At 65.8% G+C, this 23,609-nt stretch carries 19 protein-coding genes; 17 read left to right on the plus strand and 2 right to left on the minus strand.

The annotated features are described in order from the left end of the window. Positions 1–4: 4 nt before the first annotated feature. Positions 5–1,729, minus strand: a complete 1,725-nt coding sequence (locus ACWRN3_RS14890; protein WP_476741137.1) for an MFS transporter — start codon at positions 1,727–1,729, stop codon at positions 5–7. A 202-nt stretch (positions 1,730–1,931) separates the two neighbouring features. On the opposite strand from ACWRN3_RS14890, the gene ACWRN3_RS14895 reads away from it, so the two are divergent. The 6 genes from ACWRN3_RS14895 to ACWRN3_RS14920 are packed head-to-tail and all read left to right on the plus strand — an operon-like array spanning position 1,932 to position 8,757. After that, positions 1,932–2,945, plus strand: coding sequence for a phosphotriesterase family protein (locus ACWRN3_RS14895; protein WP_476741138.1), 1,014 nt, complete (start codon positions 1,932–1,934; stop codon positions 2,943–2,945). Positions 2,946–2,983: 38 nt separating this feature from the next. Beyond that, positions 2,984–3,937 (plus strand): phosphotriesterase family protein, encoded by a 954-nt coding sequence (locus ACWRN3_RS14900; protein WP_476741139.1) that lies wholly within the window; start codon positions 2,984–2,986, stop codon positions 3,935–3,937. 59 nt (positions 3,938–3,996) lie between these two features. Beyond that, the gene (locus tag ACWRN3_RS14905) at positions 3,997–5,139 is read left to right on the plus strand and encodes an FAD-dependent oxidoreductase (protein WP_476741140.1); all 1,143 of its coding nucleotides are present in this window, start codon (positions 3,997–3,999) and stop codon (positions 5,137–5,139) included. Positions 5,140–5,142: 3 nt separating this feature from the next. Then, positions 5,143–6,078, plus strand: coding sequence for an alpha/beta hydrolase (locus tag ACWRN3_RS14910; protein WP_476741141.1), 936 nt, complete (start codon positions 5,143–5,145; stop codon positions 6,076–6,078). After that, positions 6,075–7,037 (plus strand): MBL fold metallo-hydrolase, encoded by a 963-nt coding sequence (locus ACWRN3_RS14915; RefSeq protein ID WP_476741142.1) that lies wholly within the window; start codon positions 6,075–6,077, stop codon positions 7,035–7,037. The genes ACWRN3_RS14910 and ACWRN3_RS14915 overlap by 4 nt, the downstream gene beginning before the upstream one ends. Further along, positions 7,030–8,757 carry a CocE/NonD family hydrolase gene (locus ACWRN3_RS14920; protein WP_476741143.1) on the plus strand — a complete coding sequence of 576 codons (1,728 nt, stop codon included), beginning with the start codon at positions 7,030–7,032 and terminating at the stop codon, positions 8,755–8,757. Before ACWRN3_RS14915 ends, ACWRN3_RS14920 begins: the two co-directional genes overlap by 8 nt. A gap of 50 nt (positions 8,758–8,807) precedes the next feature. Here the strand turns inward: ACWRN3_RS14920 and ACWRN3_RS14925 are convergent, their stop codons facing one another. Further along, positions 8,808–9,839 carry a LacI family DNA-binding transcriptional regulator gene (locus ACWRN3_RS14925; RefSeq protein ID WP_476741144.1) on the minus strand — a complete coding sequence of 344 codons (1,032 nt, stop codon included), beginning with the start codon at positions 9,837–9,839 and terminating at the stop codon, positions 8,808–8,810. Between the two features lie 211 nt (positions 9,840–10,050). On the opposite strand from ACWRN3_RS14925, the gene ACWRN3_RS14930 reads away from it, so the two are divergent. The 11 genes from ACWRN3_RS14930 (at position 10,051) to ACWRN3_RS14980 (ending at position 23,547) form a co-directional block, all read left to right on the plus strand. Next, positions 10,051–10,893, plus strand: a complete 843-nt coding sequence (locus ACWRN3_RS14930; protein WP_476741145.1) for a sugar phosphate isomerase/epimerase family protein — start codon at positions 10,051–10,053, stop codon at positions 10,891–10,893. Then, positions 10,890–11,900 carry a Gfo/Idh/MocA family protein gene (locus ACWRN3_RS14935; RefSeq protein ID WP_476741146.1) on the plus strand — a complete coding sequence of 337 codons (1,011 nt, stop codon included), beginning with the start codon at positions 10,890–10,892 and terminating at the stop codon, positions 11,898–11,900. Before ACWRN3_RS14930 ends, ACWRN3_RS14935 begins: the two co-directional genes overlap by 4 nt. Positions 11,901–12,046: 146 nt before the next feature. Next, positions 12,047–13,576, plus strand: a complete 1,530-nt coding sequence (locus ACWRN3_RS14940; protein ID WP_476741147.1) for an ABC transporter substrate-binding protein — start codon at positions 12,047–12,049, stop codon at positions 13,574–13,576. Between the two features lie 78 nt (positions 13,577–13,654). Next, entirely contained in the window at positions 13,655–14,596 is a 942-nt protein-coding gene (locus tag ACWRN3_RS14945) for an ABC transporter permease (RefSeq protein WP_476741148.1), read from the plus strand. Continuing rightward, on the plus strand, positions 14,593–16,425 hold the full coding sequence (locus tag ACWRN3_RS14950; RefSeq protein ID WP_476741149.1) for a dipeptide/oligopeptide/nickel ABC transporter permease/ATP-binding protein: 1,833 nt from the start codon (positions 14,593–14,595) through the stop codon (positions 16,423–16,425). The genes ACWRN3_RS14945 and ACWRN3_RS14950 overlap by 4 nt, the downstream gene beginning before the upstream one ends. After that, complete coding sequence (locus ACWRN3_RS14955) at positions 16,422–17,297, plus strand: ATP-binding cassette domain-containing protein (RefSeq protein WP_476741150.1); 876 nt, start codon at positions 16,422–16,424, stop codon at positions 17,295–17,297. The genes ACWRN3_RS14950 and ACWRN3_RS14955 overlap by 4 nt, the downstream gene beginning before the upstream one ends. 45 nt (positions 17,298–17,342) lie before the next feature. After that, positions 17,343–18,203, plus strand: coding sequence for a sugar phosphate isomerase/epimerase family protein (locus ACWRN3_RS14960; RefSeq protein ID WP_476741151.1), 861 nt, complete (start codon positions 17,343–17,345; stop codon positions 18,201–18,203). Positions 18,204–18,260: 57 nt separating this feature from the next. Continuing rightward, positions 18,261–19,427 carry a Gfo/Idh/MocA family protein gene (locus ACWRN3_RS14965; protein WP_476741152.1) on the plus strand — a complete coding sequence of 389 codons (1,167 nt, stop codon included), beginning with the start codon at positions 18,261–18,263 and terminating at the stop codon, positions 19,425–19,427. Positions 19,428–19,537: 110 nt separating this feature from the next. Then, the gene (locus ACWRN3_RS14970; protein WP_476741153.1) at positions 19,538–20,596 is read left to right on the plus strand and encodes a LacI family DNA-binding transcriptional regulator; all 1,059 of its coding nucleotides are present in this window, start codon (positions 19,538–19,540) and stop codon (positions 20,594–20,596) included. Between the two features lie 75 nt (positions 20,597–20,671). After that, positions 20,672–22,096 (plus strand): glucuronate isomerase, encoded by a 1,425-nt coding sequence (gene uxaC, locus ACWRN3_RS14975; protein WP_476741154.1) that lies wholly within the window; start codon positions 20,672–20,674, stop codon positions 22,094–22,096. Then, positions 22,093–23,547, plus strand: coding sequence for a mannitol dehydrogenase family protein (locus ACWRN3_RS14980; RefSeq protein WP_476741155.1), 1,455 nt, complete (start codon positions 22,093–22,095; stop codon positions 23,545–23,547). The genes uxaC and ACWRN3_RS14980 overlap by 4 nt, the downstream gene beginning before the upstream one ends. The last annotated feature ends 62 nt before the right edge of the window (positions 23,548–23,609 follow it).

The raw sequence follows: 23,609 nt of genomic DNA on the forward strand, positions 1-23,609 counted from the left end.
GCATTTATGCCTGGACGGCCTCGGCGTTGGCTTCTGTGGTTTCGGCGAGGGCATCGGCCGTGGGTGCCGATGAGCGGGAGCTGATGAAAAGGGTGAGGACAGCCGACAGGACGGCGGCGGTGCCCGCTGCGAGGTAGACCGCCTGGAAACCCTGGCCCAGGGACGTCCCCGCGACGCCCTGGATCTGAGGCTGGACGGAGGCCAGGGCTTTGGCCATTCCGTCCACAGCCTGGGCGGGGGCGCCGCCCGCAACGGCCTGGCTGGAGAACTGGGCAACGACGCCGTCCCAGCCGGACAGGTAACCCAGAGGTGGTACGTGCGAGAGTCCGGCCACGGCCTCGGCGGGAAGGCCCGCTCCGCCGAGGATTCCTGCCAGGGGGCCGGCGAAGGCGGTTGCACCGACGCCGAACGCGATGGCTGATCCGATCACCGGGCCCAGGGCGAAGCCCAGGTCGCGCAGCAGGTTGGTGGTGGCCGACGCCATGCCGATGTGCTGCGGCGGCACGGTGTTGATGGCTACGGCGGTGATGGAGCCCACCGTGAGCGCGAAACCGATGCCCAGCAGGAGCAGCGGCGGGATGAAGGCGGTCCACGGTGTCCCGCCGTATGCTTCGGGCGTTCCCAGCGGGATGGTGGACAGCCAGAAGGCGGAGGCTGCCATGAAGGCGAACCCTGCCGTGAGTACCCAGCGTGGTGCCACGTGGTGGATGAGCCAGCCCACCACCGGGATGAAGGCGAACGCCGGGCCCTGGATGAAGACGAACAGCACGCCCACCTTCCAGGCCTCGGCGAGGGCAAGGCCGCCCACGGCGACGCTGGTGCTGTAGCAGACGGCCAGGAAGGCGAACATGCCGGTCACGGCCACGATTCCGGTGATGGAGTAGGCGCTGTTTCGGAACAGGGACAGGTGGACCAGAGGCTGGTGCGTCCGTGTCTCAATGACCACGAAGGCAACCAGGAGGACAGCACCCACCACATAGCTGGCGATGACCTCGGCGCTGCCGAATCCGGCGTCGACCGCCTGCACGGTGGCAAAGAGTACCGCAATCAGGCCCAGCGCCAGGGTGGCCTGCCCCGGCACGTCGAGCTTCCGCCCTTCAGCGGCAGCGGAGTCCTTCGCCCGGGTGGCCATGACCAGCACGGCGACGGCGATCGCGGCGGCGATGTAGTAGGCCACCCGCCAGCCGCTGAAGGCGTTGGGTGCGCCGGCGGCCGCCCCCGGCACGGTGAACGCCTGCGAGGTCAGGCCCGCCAGCATGGGCGAGATGACCGCGCCGAGGGACAGGAAGCCGGCCCAGGTGGCGATGACCTTGGCCCTCGCCCGGTGGTCCGGGGTGATGGCCGCGATCATGGAGAGCGAGATGGGAAAGAGGATGCCGGCGCCGATGCCGCCCACGGCCTGGGCCGCGATCATCATTTCCGTGTTGACCGCCAGTGCCGCCAGGACGGATCCGGCAATGCTCACGGCCGCGCCGGCGTACAGCAGCTTCCGGCGGCCGAACAGGTCGCCCAGCAGGCCCCAGCTGAGCTCGAATACCATGATGCCCATCATGAACATGCCGGCGATCCAGGTCAGTCCCGCCCCCGAGGTGCGGAATTCGACGGCGAAGGTGCCGTTTAGTGCGCCGGGAAGGGCGTTGGTGATTTGCGCCAGGGTTACGGCGCTGTAGGCCGCAACGAACGTTGCCCGTGCCGAGCCGCGGCTCGAAACGGTGGGGGTCAGGCTCATCGATGAAACTCCCTTGTTCCAATGCGAGGTTGAGTGTTGTTCCCAACAGTCTGTAGTGATCCATTACGTAGTGTCAAGGAAACAATTTGATGAAAGTTTTCTTGACGTCGTGTAAAGAATTATGTGATGCTGGCTGCACCGCAACGAAGCGAGGGCTCGGCGGGACCCCTAACTCAAGCACCCGGATTCAAGGGAGAACTTTGTGAGCAACCATGCGGCCGCCGATTCCCACGGCGCCCCCGTCTTTACCCCGAAGCAGGGCACCGTCAACACGGTGCTGGGCCCAATTCCCGCATCTGAGCTGGGCGTCGTCGCGGTTCATGAAGCGCTGCTGTCCGTCCTTCCGGGGGCCCAGTACGCCCCCGATATCTCCATGGACCGCTCGGAAATCTTCGCTGCGCTCGCCGGGAAGCTCGCCGATTTCCGGCGGCACGGCGGCCAGACAATCGTCGACAGCACCGGCATGTTCCACGGCAGGGACCTCAAGCTGTACGAGGCACTGTCCCGCTCCACCGGCGTCCATATCGTCGCCTCCACCGGCCTCGGGCCCGAGGAGGAGCTCGGCGGCTACTTCCTGACGCCGCAGACTAACCCGCCCACCCCGTGGCCGGCCGAAAAGTTCAGCGATCTCTTCGCCAGGGAAGTCACCGACGGGATGGTGGTCCCCAGGGTTGAACGCCGCGCCGCGGCCGGGATGATCACCACCGCCGCCGACCGGGCCGGCATGACCCCCACCGAGGAAAGCCTGTTCCGCGGATCCGCGCGGGCTGCCCGGGAAACCGGAGTGCCCGTCTCCATCCGCTTCGGCGCCGATGCCCTCCATGACCTGGACATCGTCCTGGACGAGCAGCTTCCCGCGGACCGCGTGCTGGTTGGCGGCCTGGACCGCGTCGACGCCGCCGGAGCCGCCGGCAAGGTAGCCGAGCGCGGCGCCTTCGTGGGCATCGACCACGTCGGCCTCAACGACCACCCCGACTACCTCACCGACCACGGCCGGGCCGAACTGGTCCTGGAGCTTGTCGTCGCAGGCCACGCGGACAAGGTCATCCTCTCCGGCAATTCCATCGGAGTGGCCAAGGGTCTACCCGAATACAACCTGCCCTACAGCCACGTCCTGGCTACGTTCGTTCCATTCCTTAAAGCCCGAGGCCTGGCCGAAGACGATGCCCGGCGCATCCTCGTGGACAACCCCCGCACCCTGCTGGCCGTCCGCTGACCACGCTTCCATCAGCCCTCCAAACCCGAGGTAGAACAATGACCAAGGTCAACACAGTGCTGGGAACCATCCCGGCCGAAGAACTTGAAATCGTGGCCGTCCACGAACACATCGGTTACGGCATGCCCGGATCCGAGCTGGACACCAAATGGTGGAAGACGCCGGAACAGGCGTACGAGGAAACCGTGCCCAAACTCCGGAAGTTCCGTGAATACGGCGGCGGCACCATGGTGGACGCCACCGGCATCTGCAACGGCCGCGACATCGACTACTACAAGTCCCTCTCCCGGAAGACCGGCGTCAACATCGTGGCCTGCACGGGCTTCGTGGGCGGCGACACCGCGCTTCCCCACTTCTCCCGCGCCACGGCTGATTACCTGGCCAAGGTCTTCATCAACGAAATCACCGTTGGCATCGGTGATACCGGCGCCAAGGCCGGTGTCATCAAGGTGGGCGTCAGCCGCGGCGGACGCATGACGGACCTGGACAAGCGGATCTACCGGGCCGCGGCCCGCGCCGCCGTCGTCACCGGAGCCCCGATCCTCACCCACTTGGCCATCGACCCGGAACCGGCCGTGGCCATCTTCAAGGAAGAAGGCCTTCCGCTGGACCGTGTGCTGTTCGGCCACGCCGACGACGGCCTGAACGCCCCCATCACCCCGCACGACTGGATCTACGGCCAGGGCGGCCGAATTGGCTTCGACACGTTCGGCTACGACCTCGAACTGCCGGACCCGCCCTTCTGGGGCCGCAAGCGCGCCGAGCGCATGGAGCACTTCGTCAAGCTCGTGAACAAGGGCTACGCGGACAAGCTCCTGGTCTCCGCCGACGCAAACTGCAGCCCCCTTGGCTGGCCGGGAGTCAAGGGCCACACCATTAACTACATCTTCGAGGACATGATCCCGGACATGCGCGCCGCCGGCATCGACGACGCCACCCTCAAACTCCTGCTCCAGGACAACCCGGCGGACTTCCTGTCCCTCCAGGCCTGACCGGCCATCCCAACCCGTTCCACCCGGCACCGCCCGGGCTGCAGAAAGAGACCCATCCCATGAAGGCTGAAGACATCAAGAACCTCCGCATCGCCATCGTCGGCGCAGGGTACGGCGGGGCTGCTGCCGCCAAGGCCCTGAGCCTGCTGGGGGCCACCGTCAACGTGTATGAGCAGGCTTCCCGGATGCGGGAGGTGGGCGCCGGCATCGGGCTGCGCCCCGCCACGATGTCCCGCTTCCGCCAGTGGGGAATCTTCGACGCCATCGCAGCGGTGAGCTCACCCAGTGACTACTTCGAGATCCTCAGCGCCACGGGCCACCCCATCATGAAGGACACCTGGCCCGAGGACGGTGACCAGAAGCAGACCCACCTGATCCACCGCGGCGACTTCATTGAAGCCCTGCTCGGCGTCCTCCCCGAAGGCATGGTGCACCTGGGCCACAAGCTTGAGTCCATCACCGACAAGGGGGACTCCTCCGTCCTGTCCTTCGCCGGCGGCACCACCGTGGAGGCCGACCTGGTGGTGGGTGCCGACGGCATCAAGTCCGTGGTGCGCGAACAGCTGTTCAGCGACAAACCGCCGGTCTTCTCCGGCGAACATGCCTACCGGGCCGTGATCTCCGCTGACGACTCCCACGGCATGGTGGTGGATGACAACCTGCGGATGTACATCGGCAAGGGCACCAAGGTCTATCTGCTGCCGCTGCGGCACCGCAACCAGATGTCCTTCGACATCACGGCACTGAACCCGGACGGAACCTGGGCGCCGGCCATCAGCAAGGACGACCTCCTGGCAACGGTGGAAGGCTTCGACGAGCGCATCGTCAGCATCGCCCGCGGCCTGGACACGGACACCGTCAACGTCCGCGCGGTGTACGACATTGATCCCGTGGACACCTGGCACACCGACTCGGTGGTGCTGATGGGAGACGCCGCCCACTCGATGCTCCACCACCAAGGCCAGGGCGCCAACTCTGCCATCGAGGACGCGGGAGCGCTCGCCGACGCCCTCGCAGCGGCCGCCTCGGTCAAGGAGGCGCTGGCCCTGTTCCAGGCCACTCGCAAACCGGTGACCGATGAGCTGCAGCGCATCTCCCGCCAGGGCTGGAGCGAGGAAGAAGTCAACGACGTCTTCCCCGGACAGAAGCCGGCATCCCAAAAACCTGCTTCGCAGGCGCCCGCCGAACCCGTAAAGGCCTGACCCATGACCATCCACCCTGAGATCGCCAAGGTCCTCAGCACCCTGCCCGCCCCGGACGGCTCGCCGCTGGATCCGGAGGCCATGCGTGCCGGCGAAGCAGCCCAGGTCCAGCCAGCGGAAAAGCGCCTGCCGCTCCACGCCGTCGACGACGCCACGGCACCGACCCCGGCAGGTGACGTGCCCGTGCGCATCTACACCCCCACGGACGTGGACACCTTCGGCCTGCTGGTGTACTTCCACGGCGGCGCCTTCTTCCTGGGAAGCCTGGACACCCACGACCACGTGGCCCGCTCGCTCGCCAGGGAAACCGGCCGCAAGGTCATCTCGGTGGGCTACCGGCTGGCTCCGGAGGCGGCGTTCCCGGCAGGGCTGGAGGACTGCTATGGCGTGGTCCGCTGGGCGGCCACCGAGGGCGAAACCCTGGGCTGGAACGGTGACCTTGCCGTCGCCGGCGACAGCTCGGGCGCCAACTTCGCCGCCGCCGTGGCTGCCATGGCACACGATGACGGCTTCACCGGCATCACCCACCAAATCCTGTTCTACCCCTCACTGGACCTGGACTTCGATGCGGACCGCTACCCTTCGATGCGCGAAAACGCAGAAGGGTACGGGCTGGAGACGGCCGGCCTGAAACCGTTCAACGCCTTCTACCTGGACAGCGGGGCGGACCCGGCTGACCCCCTCGCCTCGCCCATCAAGCGCCAGGACCTCGCCGGCCTGCCCGCTGCACTCATCATCACCGCGGAGCTCGACCCCCTGCGGGACGAGGGTGAACTGTATGGCCGGCGGCTGAAGGAGGCCGGTGTGCCCGCCACCGTCAGCCGGTATGCCGGGGCAAACCACGGCTTCATCCAAAACTTCTCCTGGATCCCCGAGTATTACCGGGCATTCGAGGAAACGGCCGAATTCCTGGACACGCCCGCGGGAGCAGCGAAATGACGGCACCCGTCCACCCGCTGGTGTCCCCTTGGGGCAGGTTTGGGCTGTACAGCTTCTTCATCGACGCTCCGGAGCCGGCCATCGTGGACACCGGAATCGCGTCGTCCCCCGCGGAGGGAATGGCGCCGGCACTGGAGGCCATCGGCCGCCGCATCGAGGACGTCCGCTGGATCCTGCTTACCCACGGCCACATCGACCACATCGGCGGCGCGCACGCGCTGTGGGAGCTCACCGGCCGTCGCGCCAAGGTGGTCATCCACGAGGCCGACGCCCCCATGCTCCGCTCACGCCGGTCCCACGTTGAGGAGTACCTTTCCGGCCGGGGCCGGTACCTGCAGGATCCGGAGGGCGAGGCCAAGCAGGTTGCTGCGACAAACGCCGTCATCTCGGGGGAGATGGAGCCGTCCATGCTGGTCCGCGGCGGGGAAACCATTTCCCTTGGCGGCGGCGTCACCGTGTCCGTCCACCCGGTTCCGGGCCACACACCGGGCTCGGTGGCCTACGTCATCGACGGCCAGAACGACGTCTTCGTTGGCGACGCCGTGCAGGTCGACGGCGCGGCCAATGGGTTCCCCGGCTACGTGGACCCGGCCGGCTACCGATCCAGCCTGGAGTACCTTCGCGACGAGGTCCGCCCGCGGCACCTGTACCTGGGGCACCCATACCGCCGCTCGGACGGCACGCCCTATGGTGTGGAACTGGATCAAGACCAGGCGCACGAGGCCCTCACGGAGAGCCTGGCCATCGAGGCCCAGGTGGGCGGGGCCGCCTGCGGTTGCCTGGCCGCCGGCCTCCACCAGACCCAGTCCCCCTACTCGCCGTTCGAGCCTGTTGCCCGGGAGCTTGAATACGACGGCGATCCCACCCTTGAGCCCTCGCCGTTCTTCACCACGATGAACGGCTACCGCACCCAGTCCACCACCACGTCTTTCCAGAGGAGCGTTCGCAACCATGGCTGAATACCAGACCATCGACGCCGGCGGGCAGAAGATTGCCGTCCGCAAGGACCTGCGCGTCCCCATGCGGGACGGGGTTGAGCTTGCCGCCGACGCCTACCAGGGCACCGACGACAAGCCGCGGCCCGCGCTGGTGGCATTGAGCCCGTACGGCAAGGAGCTGCAGGCCCTGGCCCTGACCACCCCGCCGCAGCGCCGGCCCAGCCCCATGTGGGACGGCTGCATCGAAGCCGGCGACATCGCCCGGATCGTCACGGAAGACTACGTCCACGTCATCGGCGACCTGCGCGGTTCCGGACATTCCGGCGGCGAGCACATCGGAAACTACAACGCCGGGGGAGTGTCCCTGGGCCAGGACGCGTACGACTTCATCGAGTGGGTGGCGGACCAGCCCTGGTGCGACGGCAATGTGGGCATGGTGGGCATCTCCTACTTCGGGTCCATGCAGGTCCTCGCCGCCGCCCAACGGCCGCCGCATTTGAAGGCCATCTTCGTCTCCGGCGGACACTATGACTTCTACGAGACCACCTACCATGGCGGCGTCATGTGGTTCATGCCCCGCGCTGCGCGTGAGGGCAGGGGAGGGGACTCCGGCTGGGCCTTCACGGACCGGGTGAAGTCTCGGATGGTGGAGAAGTACTCCCCGGAGGAACTCAAGGAGCTCGTGGCCAAGCGGCTGCAGGACCCGGACGTAGCCGCCTGGCCCAACCTGGTTCATGTCCTGAACTACCCCACGAATCACGAGGCGTGGTTCGACATCGTCATGAACGAGCTCGACGGCGAGTGGTACGAAGAGCGCAATCCCATCACCCTGGCCCCGAACATCGACATTCCGGTGTGGCTGCAGCTGGACCAGGGCCGCGGCTGGACGCTGGATGGCACCATCGAGCTGTTCAACGCGCTCCAGGGGCCGAAGAAGCTGGACATTGGCCCGTACCCGCCCATGCAGTCCCGGCCCTTCATCGAAGAGCACGACAAGATGTTCCGCTGGTACGACTACTGGATCAAGGGCATCGACAACGGGGTGATGGACGAACCCGCTGTGTCCGTCTTCGTGGAAGGTTCCCGGGACGTGGTTACCGCCGAAGCGTGGCCGCCCAAGGACATTGACTACCGGGCCCTCTACCTGCGCCCGCGGCACAAGCTCTCCACCGAACCGGAGTTGATGGGCACCGAACATGCGGCTCCCGACGGTTTCTACCAGGCGCCGCTGACGGTCACCGACCAGGTGCAGATCATCAGCTGGAGCACTGAAACGTTTGAAGAACCCACTGAGATGATCGGGGCTGGCGCCGCCCACATTTTCGCCGAGATCGACCAGCCGGACACCAACTTCATCCTGCGCCTGTGGGACGCCGCGCCGAACGGGAAGCGGCAGCTCATCACAACCGGCTACCTGAAGGCCTCGCACCGCGAACTCGATGACCGCACCACCGAGGGCAACCCCTACCACCCGCATACCCGCGCGGTTCCGGTGGAGCCCGGGAGGATCGAGGAATACGTGGTCCGCCTCTACCCGTTCGCGAATATGTTCAACCCCGGGCACCGGCTGGTAGTGGAGCTGTCCAACGGTGAGCCGCTCGCGGACGAACACAACGCGCTGCTCCCGCCGGACGCCTTCCACCTCCCGGTGGGCAGGCCGGTCACGCACAAGATCTACCGCGACGCGCACCACCAGTCCCGCCTGGTCCTGCCGTTCACCAGGCCAGCTGACCGGACATAGCCGGCTCCGGTTGTTCCGTAGCTGTCGTTCTGCCGCCGGAAAAGGGACAGCTACGGAGAAACCGATGAAGCCGGGGCCTGGGCGGTGGAGCTGCGTACCGTCAAGTGGGTCGGCATCACGGACCGACTCCGGGTGCCGGCACCGCGCAATGGATCCAGTTGGGCCAGGAGCATGGTGACGGCGGTCCGGCCGGCCTGCTCAATGGGGGATGACATGGTGGTCAATGGAGGATTGCAGAAGTCGGCGCCGAAGATGTCATCGCAGCCCACGATGCTCATGTCATCCGGCACCCGCACCCCGCGCTCCCGGAGCCGCTGCAGCATCCCGATAGCGATCAGGTCGTTGAACACGATGCAGGCTGTGGCCCCGCTGTGCACGGCCGTGTCCGCGGCGGCGGCACCGGACTGGGTCTTGGGCGCAAACGGGCCCAGCTTCACCACCTGCACGCCGCGGTCTTTCCCGGCCACGGACAGTGCGTCCCACCGGCGGGCATTTGACTGCGATGAGACCGGCCCGGAAACGTAGGCCACCCTTGTGTGGCCCAGCGAGACCAGATGGTCAAGCGCCTGCCCGGTCGCCGCAGGAGTATCGATGATGACGGCGGGCACTCCCGGCACGTCCCGGTTTATTGCCACCACCGGCATGGCGGCAGAAGCTGCCAGGAGGGCGTCGTCCCCAAGGCGGGACGCTCCCACGATCAGTCCGTCTGCGCTCTTGCGCAATTGCTGGATTGCGCTGGCTTCCACCTCGTCGGATTCCTCCGTGTCCACCAGCAGCTGGGTGTAGCCCGCTGCCTTGAGTTGGAGCTGCGTTCCACGGATGAGGTCGAAGTAGAACGGATTGGTGATGTCCGGAACCAGGACGCCCACGGCCGCTGTCCGACCCGAACTCAGCGCCTTTGCCTGGCTGTTTGGCACGTAGTTCAGCTCGGCGGCGGCGCTCTGGATCCGCTCACGGGTGCGGATGTTCACCCGGTCCGGCGTGGATAGAGCCCGGGAGACCGTCGAGGGGGCCACGCCGCACAGGGCAGCAATGTCGTGGATGGTGGCCGGGCGGCCCACAGAGGCTGGCGGCAGTGCCATGGCGTTCCTCTCTGAACGTACTGGCATGATCGGATGTGACTCCGGACACGCGGCGCTGAAAGCCCAAGGATGTCATGGAAAGCACAGAATGGCAACCGGTTGTCAGAGGGTTGCAGCGCGGCTAATGTGACTCACGGACATGTGACACCAGCCACTGCCTGCCCGGCCCCAGCAGGGGAGGACCAGGCATGCCCAGCATTGGAGGAGAACCGTGAGTGAGCCAGCGACCTGGACCCTGTCCGGATTTGGTGACGAAATAGACCCCGATCCGGCAGTGCAGGCGGCCGTGCTGCTTGCGCTGGGTGCCAGCCATATCGAGGTGCGCAGCGCTTGGGGAGTGAACGTCTCGGAGCTCTCCGAAGACCAGGTGCGGGAGCTCAAAGGCATCCTGGACGGCAAAGGCCTGAAGGTATCGGCCGTGGCCAGCCCGATTGGCAAGGTGGACATCGGCCTGCCGGTTGGCCATGAGGTGGAACGGCTGCGGCAGATCATCTCCGTGGCCAAGGGCCTGGGTACCAAATATGTCCGCATCTTCTCCTTCTACCGTGCAGACGGCCAAACGGCGGACGATATCCGCGACGACGTCATGGCCCGCATGGCCGCGCTTGCCGCCGAGGCCGAGGCCGCCGGCGTCGTCCTCCTCCACGAAAACGAAAAGGGCATCTATGGCGACACTCCCGAGCGCGTCCTGGACCTTGTAAAGACTGTGGACTCGCCGGCGCTGCGCGTGGCTTGGGACAACGCCAACTTCGTGCAAGTGGGAGTCAAGCCGTTCACGGAGGGTTACGCCATGCTGCGGCCCTACCTTGAGTACTTCCAGGTCAAGGACGCTTTGTCCGGCACTGGTGAAGTGGTCCCTTCTGGCCGCGGCGACGGCGAACTGGATGCGACCGTTGCAGCGCTGAAGGAGGACGGGTTCAACGGATTCGCATCCCTTGAGCCGCACCTCGCCAGTGCCCACGAGTTGGGCGGTTTCTCCGGGCCCGTGGCGTTCGGTGTCGCTGCCCGTGCGTTTGCCGCGCTGGCAGCAAAGCACGGAGTGGTCCTCTCGTGACGCTGAAGGCAGCTGTTATTGGTTGTGGCGACGTGTCGTCCGTCCACTTCGAGGCAATCGCAAAGCTCGACGGCGCCGTGCTGGCCGGAGTGTGCGACGCGGACCCTGAGCGGCTTGCGGCGGCCACGGGCGCCTTTGGGGTCCCGGGGTTCGCAGACCACCTCAGCCTGATCGAAGAAGTCCGGCCGGACGTGGTCCACATCTGCACACCTCACAGCGAGCACGCATCCATCGCGGCGGATTGCCTGGAGCGCGGCGTCAACGTCATCGTGGAGAAACCGCTGGCCCACACCCTTGCCGAAGGGCGCAGGCTGGTTGCGGCCGCGGAAGCCGGCACGGCAAAGATCGCCGTCTGCTTTCAGAACCGCTACAACGCCACCTCGCAGGCAATGCACAAACTCCTCACGTCGGGGGAGCTGGGGGCGGTCACGGGCGCCTCGGCAACCGTCATGTGGCAGCGCACGGCAGACTACTACCGGAGCAGGCCGTGGCGGGGCACCTGGGAAGGCGGCGGCGGGGGGCTCCTGATGAACCAGGCCATCCACACCATTGACCTCCTTCAGTGGCTGGCGGGGGAGGTCACCGCGGTCAGCGGGAATGCCTCCACGCGGTTCCTGGGTGGGACCATCGAGGTCGAAGACACCGCCGAATTCGTGGCCGAGCACGCCATGGGTGCCCGCAGCACGTTCTACGCCACCCTGGCCAATGCCTACAACGCCCCTGTGACCCTCGAAGTGGTCACGGAAAAGGCCGTCCTGAGCCTTCGGGGTGACCTCACGGTCACTTACGCCGACGGCACGGTGGACGTGGTCCCCGAACGGCGGAGCCTCTCCGGCGGCCGCGACTACTGGGGCGTTTCCCACGAGCTGCTGATTGCCGATTTCTACGACCGGCTGGACGACGCTGAACCCTTCTGGATCAGCCCTGCCGAGGCCGCCAAGTCATTGGGGATCATCAAGGAAATCTACCGGCAGAGCTATCCCCAAGCGGCCGAAGCCGTGCGCTGACGGCAAAAGGTCCATCGAAGTTGCAATATTTCTGACAACCGGTTGCCAAAGTTGGCAACCCTGCGTACGCTGGGTGCCACAAGCCAATGTGGCCCACGCCACAGGTTCCATCCCACAGCACCACTCCCTCATTCAAGGAGCCAACAATGAAGTTCGGTCCCAAGGCGGCAGGCGCCGCCATTATCCTCAGCGCATCACTGGCGCTGACCGGCTGCGGTGGCGGCGGTTCCGCCGCTTCCGGAAACGGTGGCTCTGCCGCCACGTCGCTGACCATCGCCGAGCTCGGGGACCTGCCCTCATTCGACCCGGTGGACGCGCACATTGGCCACACCATGCCGTACTACCAGGCCGTGTATGACACGCTGCTGATCCGCGACCCGGACGGAAAAGTCAGCCCCATGCTCGCAACTGAGCGGTCGTGGAATGCGGACAAAACCGTCCTGACACTGAAGCTGCGCACCGATGCCAAGTTCACCGACGGCACCCCCGTTGACGCCGCCGCCGTGAAGGCGAACCTTGACCACTTCCAGCAGGCCAAAGGCCGCGACGTCTACCAAGTGGCCTCCATGGCGTCGGTTGCCGTGGTGGATCCCAGCACTGTTGCCATCACGCTCAGCACACCTGATCCCGCCTTCGAGTACTACCTCACCCAGGCTGCCGGATTCATAGCCAGCCCCAAAGCCATCGGAACGCCCGGCATCAAGACCGATCCCGTAGGCTCTGGTCCTTACAAGCTGGACACCACAAGCTCCGTCAAGGGCTCGCAGTACGTCTACACCAAGAACCCGGACTACTGGAACAAGGACCTGCAGAAGTTCGAAAAGATCACCATCAAGAACCTCCCGGACATCACCGCCCGGACCAACGCCCTGGTATCCGGCCAGATCGATGCTGCCCTGCTTGACCCCAAGACCGGCAAGCAGGCTGAAGGCTCGGGGCTGACCCTTACCAAGAGTCAGGTGGACTGGCAGGGCATCATGCTCTACGACCGTGACGGCAAGATCAGCCCGGAACTGGCCAACCTGAAGGTCCGCCAGGCCATCAACTACGCCTTCGACAAGAAGACCATCCTGGACCAGCAGTTCCTGGGCCAGGGAACGCCCACCAGCCAGGTGTTCGGCCCGGAGAGCGGCGCGTTCGTCCCGGAGCTGGAGGACAAATACAGCTACGATCCCGGCAAGGCAAAGCAGCTCCTCGCAGAGGCCGGCTACCCCAACGGTTTCACGTTGAAGATCCCCACCATGGCCGGCTTTGACGCCCTGAACGCTGTGTTTGCACAACAGCTGGGTGACGTGGGCATCAAACTCCAGCTCGAATCGATCCCGCAGGCCAACTACGTGGGCGACATGGCGGCAGGCAAATACGCCGCAGCAACCTTCCAGCTCTACCAGGGTGAGCCTTGGGTGGCCATCAACCAGATGATCTCCACAACTGCCCTTTACAACCCGTTCAAGACCACGAACCCGGAGATTGCTGCCCTGGTGGAAGCTGTGCACACGGGCGGTGACAACAGCGCCGAACTGGCCAAGAAGGTCAACACCTACGTCACCGACAACGCCTGGTTCGCGCCGCTGTACCGGATCAACCAGATGTACTACAGCAACAAGAAGATCACCGTGCAGCCACAGCTGCAGCAGGCCATCCCCTCCATCTACAACTACGCTCCGGCGAAGTAACAGACCGTGCGGGGCCGGCTCTGCCCGGCCCCGCACGCCATCCTGCCTATACACAACCAACGCCCAACGGAGCGCTTCATGGTTCAGTTCATCATCCGGAAGATCGGCGCCGGCCTCGTCGTCCTGTTAGCTATCTCCTTCCTGACCTATTTCCTGCTGTACTTTTCCAGCAGCAATATCGCCCGCAACATCCTGGGGGAGTACGCCAGCCAGGAACAGGTGGCCGCCAAGGAAGCGGAGCTTGGCCTGGACCAGCCGCTGATCACCCGGTTCCTGGACTGGGCCGGACATGCCATCACCGGCGATTTCGGCCGTTCCTGGTTCAGCGGTGAGCCCGTTGCCACGGCCATCGTCAACCGTCTCCCGGTGACGCTCACCCTCGTCATCATCGCGATCCTGCTCATCGCCGTGGCGGCCACCCTGCTCGGAATGGCAGCGGCCGTCAAGCGTGGCTGGATCGACCGTCTGGTCCAGACCGCCGCCGTCGTCGGCGACGCGATCCCCGGTTTTGTCCTGGCCATCATCCTGGTGACCATCTTCGCGATCCAGCTCAAGATCTTTCCGGCCACCTCCAGCATTGCCCCGGACGCCGGCGCGTCGGCGTGGGCGGCATCCCTGACCCTTCCCGCGATCGCCCTGCTCATCAGCGGTGTGACCGGGGGCGCCCAGCAGATCCGCAGCGCCGTCATCAAACAGCTGGAGCGGGACTACGTCCGCACCCTCAGAAGCCGTGGCATTCCGGAGCGGGAAATCCTGTTCAAGCACGTCCTGCGCAGCGCCGCACCCACCGGCCTAACCGTCCTCAGCCTGCACTTCATCGGCATGCTGGGCGGCGTAGTCATCATCGAACAGATTTTCGCGCTGCCCGGCATGGGCAACCTCGCCGTGCAGTCCACCACCATGGGCGACATCCCCCTGGTCATGGGGGTCGTGCTCTACACCGTCATCATCGTCATCATCGTCAACCTGCTGGTGGACCTCATCAACGGCTGGCTGAACCCCAAGGTGCGTGTCTCATGAGCCAGCCTGTCGAGCTCTCCGGCCAGACCGGCGTCGTTGTCCGTTCCCATGTGGTCAAACGGGTCCTCCGCAACCCGATGGGCCTGATCGCCCTGCTGATTCTCGGCGCGGTCATCGTCCTCGCGGTCCTGGCCAACGTGCTGGCTCCCTTCGAGGAAAACTTCGCCGACATCGCCAACACCCTCGCGGCACCTGGCTCCGGACACCCGATGGGCACGGACAGCGTGGGCCGCGATGTCTGGAGCCGCCTTCTCTTCGGCGCCCGCACCACACTGTTGTCCGCACTCCTGTGCGCCGCCGTAGCCATCGGCATCGGTCTGCCCAGCGGGCTGATCGCCGGCTACTACGGCGGGAAGTTCGACGGCGTGGCCAGCTGGTTCGTCAACATCACCATGAGCCTTCCCGGCATTATCGTCCTGCTCACCGTCCGCGCAGCATTCGGCCCCTCGGTCTGGGTCTCCATGGTCGCCTTCGGGATTCTGCTGAGCCCCGGGTACTTCAGGCTCACCCGGACCTCCGTCCAGTCAGTGCGCAACGAACTGTATGTCGACGCCGCGCGCGTGGCCGGCCTGAGCGACGCCGCCATCATCAGCCGGCACATCTTCTCCGTGGTCCGCGCACCCATCATCATCCAGACCGCCATGGTCTGTGGCGTGGCCATCGGCATCCAGTCCGGACTTGAGTTCCTGGGTCTCGGCGACCCGACCGTGGCCACCTGGGGCGTCATGCTGAGCGAAGGCTTCAAGAATGTCTACCTCAACCCCACGCTCCTGCTTTGGCCGGCACTCGCCATCGGCCTCACCATCGGCGCCCTGGTGCTCCTGGGCAATGCCATCCGCGACGCCCTGGAAGACGGCGAAAAGATCCGCCAGCGCAAACGCGCAGCCGCGGCGTCCACTCCCGCAGGCACGACGCCGGGCCCCGCCAAGGTGCGCCAGCCACGGAGCGCCGTGGCCGCCGTCGAGAGCGGAACCGAACACCACCTGGTCAAGGTCACCAACCTTGGCGTTGGCTACCCGCGGGCTGATGGATCCGTCAAGAAGGTAGTGGACGACGTCTCCTTCCATGTGGACCGCGGCGAGATCCTGGGCATCGTGGGGGAGTCCGGCTCGGGCAAATCGCAGACCGCCTTCTCCATCCTGGGACTGCTGCCCGCCACGGCACGGATCGTGGCCGGCTCCATCCAGTTCGACGGCAACTACACGGTGGCCCCGGGCGACGAAAAGGTCAGCCAGGAACGGCTCGGCAAGCTGCGCGGCAAGCGCATCTCCTACATTCCGCAGGAGCCCATGTCCAACCTGGACCCGGCGTTCACCATCGGCTACCAGCTGGTGACCCCCATGGTGCGGGTGCTGGGCATCTCTAAGGCGGAGGCGACCAAACGCGCCATGAAGCTGCTCTCCGACGTGGGCATCGCCAACCCGGACCGCACGTTCCGGGCCTACCCCCACGAAGTTTCCGGCGGCATGGCCCAACGCGTCCTCATCGCCGGCGCCATCAGCTGCGAACCGGACCTGATCATCGCGGACGAGCCCACCACCGCCCTGGACGTCACCGTTCAGGCCGATGTCCTGGACCTGATCCGGGACCTTCAGCGCCGGCTCAACGTCGGCGTCATCCTGGTGACCCACAACTTCGGTGTCGTCGCCGACCTCTGCGACCGCGTGGTGGTCATGCAGAACGGCCGGCTCGTGGAGGAAGGGGCGGTCCGCACCATCCTTCGCGAACCCAAGGATCCTTACACCCGGATGCTGCTCTCCTCCATGCTGGAGGGCAAGGAACCCATGACCATGCTCGTGCCCTCACGCGCCAAGGAGGCCGTCAAATGACCGGCACCGATTTCAAAGACCTGTTGCGGGTGGAAAACCTCAACGTGGAATACCGGGGCAAGGGCTTCCGCGCCCGGTCCTTCCGCGCCCTGACGGACATCAACATCAGCATTGGCCAGGGTGAGACCCTTGGCCTGGTGGGGGAGTCCGGTTCAGGCAAGACCACGCTGGGCCGCGCCATCCTGGGCCTGGCCCCCGTCACGGCAGGCAAGATCCTGTTCGAGGGAAAGGACATCAGCCACGCCACCCGCTTCGGGCGGCGGAAGCTCAGCCGTGACCTCCAGGTGGTCTTCCAGGATCCCTACACCTCGCTGAACCCGGCGCTGGAGATCGGCGACATCCTCGCCGAGCCCCTGACGGTTCAGGGAAAGTCCGCCGCGGAGGCCAGAACCAGAGTACGGGAACTGCTGGACCAGGTGGGACTGCCTGCGGACGCCATCAGCAGGCTGCCCCGCGAGTTCAGCGGCGGGCAGCGGCAGCGCGTGGCTATCGCCCGTGCCCTGGCCCTCTCGCCCAAACTGATCGTCTGCGATGAACCCGTCAGCGCCCTTGACCTGTCCACGCAGGCCGTGGTGCTCGACCTTTTCCTACAGATCCAGCGCGATACCGGGGTCTCCTACCTCTTCGTCTCGCATGACCTGGACGTGGTCCGGCACATCAGCCACCGCGTGGCGGTCATGTACAGGGGGGAAATCGTCGAACAGGGCCCGGCCGGCGTGGTCACCCGGGATCCCGAGCACCCTTACACCCAGCGGCTGCTCCTTGCCTCGCCCGTGCCGGACCCCGACCGCCAGGAGCAGCGTCGCGCGGACCGGCACCGCCTGCTGGAACAGCAGCGGCAGCAGAACGAACAGGCGGCCGCCCTCGCCTAGGCGGGAGGGGCTGCAGGCTTACCAAACGAACAACGGAGGAATAACGTGGCCAAAATAGGCGTACAAGCCATGATGCTCAAGGACAGCTTCGCTGAGATCGGGGCGTTTGAAACCCTGCGCAAGGTCAGTGCGATCGGATACAACGCGGTGGAGATCTCGCAGATCCCCATGACGGCGGAGAACGTGGCCGAACTGGACCGGTCCCGCAGCGAACTGGGCATGGATATCGCCGCGCTGTCCGTCATGGTGGAAAAGCCAAAGGGCAGGCCCGGGGACTCCCTGCGCGAGGACTTCGACAAGATCGTGGATGACGCCAAGCGGCTGGACTCGTCGCTGCTGCGGATCGGCATGCTGCCGTTCCCGGCCATGAAGTCGCTTGACGCCGTGGTGGAGTTCGCCAAGGAGGCCAACGGCTATGCCGAGCGACTGCAGGAGCACGGAATCAGCCTGTACTACCACAACCACCACGTGGAGTTCGCGAAGTTCGACGGCAAGTACATGCTGGACATCATCGCGGACAACTCCCCGGCCATGGGGATGGAAATCGACGTCCATTGGGTGCAGCGCGGCGGCCTGGACCCCGTCCGAACGCTGGAAAAGTACGCCGGCCGCACCTCCATGGTTCACCTGAAGGACTACCGCATCGGAGTAATGCCGGAGTCCTCCTTCGGGCTGCTCGAAAGCGGGGACATCCAAGGCTTCATGGCCGAGTTCAGGAACGTGGTCCAGTTCGCAGAAGTGGGCGAAGGCAACCTGGACTTCCCGTCCATCGTTCCCGCCGCCCAGGCCGCCGGTGCCCGCTACCTCCTGGTGGAACAGGACGAGCTGTACGGCCGCACCGTTTGGGACGCGCTGCAGACCTCCTACGACAACCTCGTCGCCATGGGGCACGCGGACCTTTTCTAGGTTTCGACAGGCTTAACCCCCGGACAGAGAAGCTTTACCAAAGAAGAAGGAAACACAGTGAGCAAGAAAGTACGCTTGGGCATCATCGGCCTGGGTCAGCAGGGCGGCGCCTACGCCAAGTTCATCACCGACGGCCTGGTGCCGAATATGGAGATCGGGGCCATCTGCGACACCGACCCCGCCAAGAAGGAGCTCGCCGCAGCAACCTACCCCGACGTCCCCTTCCACGACGATTACATCGCCCTGCTGGAAAGCGGCGACGTGGACGCCGTCGTCACCTGCGTCCCGCACTACCTGCACCCCGAAATGGGCATCGCGGCCCTGCAGCGGAACGTGCACGCTTTGGTGGAAAAACCGGCAGGCGTCTACACCAAACAGGTCAAGGAGCTGAACGAGTTTGCGGCGTCCAAGCCGGAGCTTTCGTTCGCCATTATGTTCAACCAGCGCAACAATCCGCTGTACCGCAGGATCAAGGAAATTGTGGACAACGGCGAGGTCGGCGCCATCCGGCGCACCAATTGGATCATCACCACCTGGTGGCGTCCTCAGGGCTACTACAACTCCAGCGAATGGCGTGCCACGTGGGGCGGGGAAGGGGGCGGTGTCCTGGTCAACCAGGCGCCCCACCAGCTGGACCTCTGGCAGTGGATCTGCGGCGTGCCCAAGTCCGTCTACGCCAAGGTAGCGTACGGCTTCCGCCGGGACATCGCCGTCGAGGACGAAGTCACCGCCGTGGTGGACTACGGCGAGGGCGCCACGGGTGTCTTCGTCACAGCCACCCACGACCTCACCGGCACCGACCGCTTCGAGATTCTGGGCGACCAGGGCAAAATCGTGGTCGAGGGCTCCAAGACAGCCACCGTCACCCGGCTGGCCAAGCCCGAACGTGAGCTCAGCGACGGCATGGGTATGGACGATGTCCGCAAGCTCTTCATGGGCCAGCTGAAGCCCGAGGAGTACTACACCACCGAGGTCATCGAGTTCGAGTCGGTCTGGGGGGGCCAGCACGCCGGCGTCCTGGAGAACTTCGCGGCCAACATCCTGGACGGCACGCCGCTGCTGGCTCCGGGATCCGACGGCATCAACGGGGTTCGCCTGGCCAACGCCATCCACCTCTCCAGCTGGACCGGCACCGAAGTGGGCCTGGACTTCGACGAGGACGTGTTCCTGGCGGAGCTGAACAAGCGGATTTCCGCCGAAGGAAAGTTCCCCGAGCGGAGCTGACCTCACCCCTGCCCTCCCAAACTGGGTAGCGCCAAGTATGGTTCCGGAGCGTCAATACGACAGCGGCTGCTACTCAGTTGGGCGGGTGTTTTCCTCGTTAGGATGGGGCAGTGAGCGCACCCAGGACGCAGGACCCTTCAGATTCAACCTCGGACGCCCGGAAGCAGGCCCGCAGCGGCAAGCCCAGTGCCACCATCTACGACATTGCGAAGCTTGCCGGCGTTAATCCTTCCACGGTTTCGCGGGCGCTAAGCAAACCGGGCCGGGTCAGCGCCAAGACGCAAAAGCTGATCGAGGACGCCGCCGCCCAGCTCGAGTACCGGGTCAACCCTTTTGCACGGGCACTTCCCACGGGGCGCACCAGCACTCTTGCGCTGATCGTCGCCGACATCACCAACCCCACGTTTTTTGGGATTATCCGCGGGGCCGAGTCCACAGCCACGGCCCGCGACTACACCCTTATGCTCGCCGAATCCGCTGAGTCTCCGGACACGGAACTGAAAGCAGCCAGGCGCATGCTGGCCACCGTGGACGGGCTCATCCTGGCAAGCCCCCGAATGGACGACGCCCGCATCCGTGAACTTGCCAAGGAGAAACCGGTAGTGGTGATCAACCGCCAGGTGGATGGTGTGCCTTCCGTGGTTCCGGATGTGAACAAGGGCATCGGCGAGGCGGTGCGGAACCTGGCCGCCAACGGTCACCGCAAGCTCGCCTATGTTGCCGGTCCACCCCAGTCCTGGATGACCACCCGCCGCTGGGAGGGCGTGAAGGCGGCGAGCGAGTGGTCCCACCTGGAATGCGTCCAGCTCCCGTCTTACAAGCCAACGGTCGACGGCGGCAGGCAGGTTGCGCGGGACGTCGTGGCCAGCGGTGCCACGGCCGTGATGACCTACAACGACCTCCTGGCCATCGGCCTGATGCAGGAGCTCCAGGCGGCCGGAATGCAAGTACCGGACCAGATCAGCATCGTGGGCTTCGACGACATTTTCGGCGCAGATTTCACCACACCTGCCCTCACCACGATCCGTTCCCCCATGGCTGACTGCGGGGCCGAGGCCGCATCAATGCTGCTGGACGTCCTGCATGGCGGGGAGGAGGTTGCGCCCGCGCTCCAGGTGGAAACCGAGCTGGTCCTCCGCGGCTCCAGCGGGAGGCTGCTCGCGGGCTGATCCACGCCGGAAACTCGTATGGCAATTTTTGGCAACCGGTTGACAAAATAGCTGCGAAGCGAGGACGATTGATCTATGTCACAGTCGATTGCTTCCCACCCCGACCGGCTCCTGCCCGCTGACCCCGGAACGCGGAGCATCGCCCGCGACCTGCTGGCGCGGGTGCAGGACCTGCCGATCATTTCGCCCCATGGCCACGTGGACGCGGCCGTCATTGAGCACAACACCGCCTTCCCCGACCCGGCAGCGCTGCTGGTCAGCCCCGACCATTACGTCACCCGCCTGATCCACGCCAGCGGGGTGGACCACGACCTGCTGCGGCCACAGACCGGCGCGCAGGGTGACCCTGCCGCAGTACCGGATGCCCGCACGGTCTGGCGTGAATTTTGCAAGGCTTGGCCGCTGTTTGAAGGCACGGCCTCCGGCTACTGGCTCCGCACCCAGTTCCAAAGCGTGTTCGGCCTGCAGGAAGAGCCGAGCGCGGACAATCCCGATGCCAGCTACGATGCCATCTCGGCCCGCCTGCAGGAACCGGGGTTCCGGCCGCGCGAGCTCTTCAAGGATTTCAACATTGAGGTGCTGGCCACCACCGATGATCCGCTGGACAACCTTTCGAGCCACCAGGCCATCGCCGCCGATCCGTCCTTCCATGGCCGTGTCCTGCCCACGTTCCGGCCGGACCAGTACCTGAACATCGCCCACCCGCAATGGCAGGACAATGCGGAGCGCCTCATCGCCGCAGCGGGCGACGGCGGCTCCGGCTACGCCGCGTACATCACCGCATTGGAGAACCGCCGCCGCTACTTCGTGGAAAACGGTGCCGTTTCCGCTGACCACGGCGTCCGGACACCCCGTACCCTCAAACTCAGCGATTCCGAGGCCGCCCGGTTGTTTGACGTTGCCCGCTCGGGCAAGGCCACAGCGCAGGACCGCGAAGACTTCGAGGCCCACATGATGTACCAGATGGCCCGGATGTCCGTGGATGACGGGTTGGTGATGACCATTCATCCAGGATCCTTCCGGAACCACCACGAAGGCACGTTCAACACCTACGGTGCGGACAGCGGGCACGACATCCCCTTCGCGGTGGACTACACCGAGGGCATTCGCCCGCTGCTGCAGGACTTCGGCACGGCAAAGGACTTCCACCTGGTCCTGTTCACCATGGACGAGACGGTCTTTTCGCGTGAACTGGCACCCCTGGCCGGATTCTATCCGTCCGTCTACCTGGGTGCCCCATGGTGGTTCCTTGACGCGCCCGACGCCATGCTGCGTTTCCGCTCCGCCGTCACTGAGACGGCCGGATTCTCCCGCTCGTCAGGCTTTATCGACGACACCCGCGCGTTCTGCTCCATCCCTGCCCGGCACGATGCTTCCCGCCGGATCGAGGCATCCTTCCTGGCACGCCTGGTCGCCGAGCACCGGGTCAGCGAGGATCGTGCCCACGAGCTCATTGTCGACCTTGTCGACGCTTCACCCAGGAGGGTCTTCAAGCTGTGACCATACAAACCGACGCCGGCACTTCATCGGCCGGCAGTGCGGCGGGAGCCCTCCCGCAACTGACGCGCACCCTGCACCCCGCGCCGAAGCCGCCCGTGCGGATAGTCCATCTGGGGCTCGGCGCCTTCCACCGCTCGCACCAGGCCTGGTACACCCAGCACGCCGGTGATGCGGCCGATTGGGGCATCGCGGCCTTTACCGGGCGGCGCCCAGATGCTGCCACGGCACTCTCTGCACAGGACGGCCTGTACACCGTTGTTGAGCGCGGAGACTCCGGCGACAGCTTCGAGGTGGTTGGCAGCATCGTCGAAGCCGTGGACGGCGCCAACCTCGAACGCCTGGATGCACTGCTGGCCGCCACAGCCACGGCCGTCGTTACGCTGACCATCACCGAGGCCGCTTACGGGCTCGGGACGGACGGCACCCTTGACCGGTCGGCCCCGGACGTCGTCGCCGACCTCGATGAGCTCCGGGCCGGTGCCGCCGGAAGGCCCGCAACCCCGGTGGGGCGCCTGGTCCGGGCCCTGAAGGCCCGCCGCGCCGCCGGTGCCGGTCCGCTCGCCGTCGTCTGCTGTGACAACCTCTCCAACAACGGCACGGTGGCGCGCCATGCCGTGGTAGGTATGGCGGAGGCCTGGGATCCCGGGCTCGCGGCGTGGGTGGCCGCCAGCATCAGCTTTGTCAGCACGTCAGTGGACCGCATTACGCCGCGGACCACCGAGGCCGACCTTGCCGAAGTGCGGAATGCCTGCGGCTACTTCGACAACTCCCCGGTGGTGGCGGAGCCCTTCCGCAACTGGGTCCTCAGCGGTGAGTTCCCCGCCGGACGCCCGCGCTGGGAGGATGCCGGCGCCGTCTTCGTGGACGACATCGAACCGTATGAGAACCGGAAACTTTGGCTTCTGAACGGCGCCCATTCCCTGCTGGCCTACGCCGGCCAGCTGCGGGGCCACTCGACGGTTGCCGGGGCGCTGGCTGACCCGGTGTGCCTGGCCGCCGTCGAACGTTTCTGGGACGAGGCCGAGGCCAACCTCACCGGACCGGCCGCGCGCGGAGCCGACCTGCAAATTCCTGCCTACCGGGAGCAGCTGCTGGACCGGTTCCGGAATGCGCGCATTGCTCACCACCTCGCCCAAATTGCCATGGACGGAAGTACCAAGCTGCGGATGCGCGCGGTCCCGGTGCTGCTCGCCGAACGGCAGCAGGGCCGCTCAGGCGAAGCGTCGGCACTCATGATCGCGGCCTGGATACACTTCAGCCGCATGGTGGTGCGCGACGGCGGCACGCTCCAGGACCCGTTGGCCGCGGACATTGCTGCCGCGGACACCCTGGACGGCAGGGAACGGGTGCGTGCCTTGCTGGCGCTGTTGGGTGGCGAGGCCGCCGGCGACGACCAGGTGGTGGAGCTTATTGCCGGCCTTATCGGACGTTTTGCCACGGCAGATGCTTAGCTGCGGCTCTCCCCGGCGGCCTGGCCGCCTGCACTGCCCGGACCCAACAGCCATGTTGGCCG

The sequence above is a fragment of the Pseudarthrobacter sp. rb genome, from assembly GCF_056389225.1.

Excerpts from the sequence above, each read along its gene's own strand:
- ACWRN3_RS14890 (WP_476741137.1), bottom strand. The coding sequence starts at position 1,729 with ATGAGCCTGACCCCCACCGTTTCGAGCCGCGGCTCGGCACGGGCAACG.
- ACWRN3_RS14900 (WP_476741139.1), top strand. The coding sequence starts at position 2,984 with ATGACCAAGGTCAACACAGTGCTGGGAACCATCCCGGCCGAAGAACTT.
- ACWRN3_RS14905 (WP_476741140.1), top strand. The coding sequence starts at position 3,997 with ATGAAGGCTGAAGACATCAAGAACCTCCGCATCGCCATCGTCGGCGCA.
- ACWRN3_RS14910 (WP_476741141.1), top strand. The coding sequence starts at position 5,143 with ATGACCATCCACCCTGAGATCGCCAAGGTCCTCAGCACCCTGCCCGCC.
- ACWRN3_RS14915 (WP_476741142.1), top strand. The coding sequence starts at position 6,075 with ATGACGGCACCCGTCCACCCGCTGGTGTCCCCTTGGGGCAGGTTTGGG.
- ACWRN3_RS14920 (WP_476741143.1), top strand. The coding sequence starts at position 7,030 with ATGGCTGAATACCAGACCATCGACGCCGGCGGGCAGAAGATTGCCGTC.
- ACWRN3_RS14925 (WP_476741144.1), bottom strand. The coding sequence starts at position 9,839 with ATGGCACTGCCGCCAGCCTCTGTGGGCCGCCCGGCCACCATCCACGAC.
- ACWRN3_RS14940 (WP_476741147.1), top strand. The coding sequence starts at position 12,047 with ATGAAGTTCGGTCCCAAGGCGGCAGGCGCCGCCATTATCCTCAGCGCA.
- ACWRN3_RS14945 (WP_476741148.1), top strand. The coding sequence starts at position 13,655 with ATGGTTCAGTTCATCATCCGGAAGATCGGCGCCGGCCTCGTCGTCCTG.
- ACWRN3_RS14950 (WP_476741149.1), top strand. The coding sequence starts at position 14,593 with ATGAGCCAGCCTGTCGAGCTCTCCGGCCAGACCGGCGTCGTTGTCCGT.
- ACWRN3_RS14955 (WP_476741150.1), top strand. The coding sequence starts at position 16,422 with ATGACCGGCACCGATTTCAAAGACCTGTTGCGGGTGGAAAACCTCAAC.
- uxaC (WP_476741154.1), top strand. The coding sequence starts at position 20,672 with ATGTCACAGTCGATTGCTTCCCACCCCGACCGGCTCCTGCCCGCTGAC.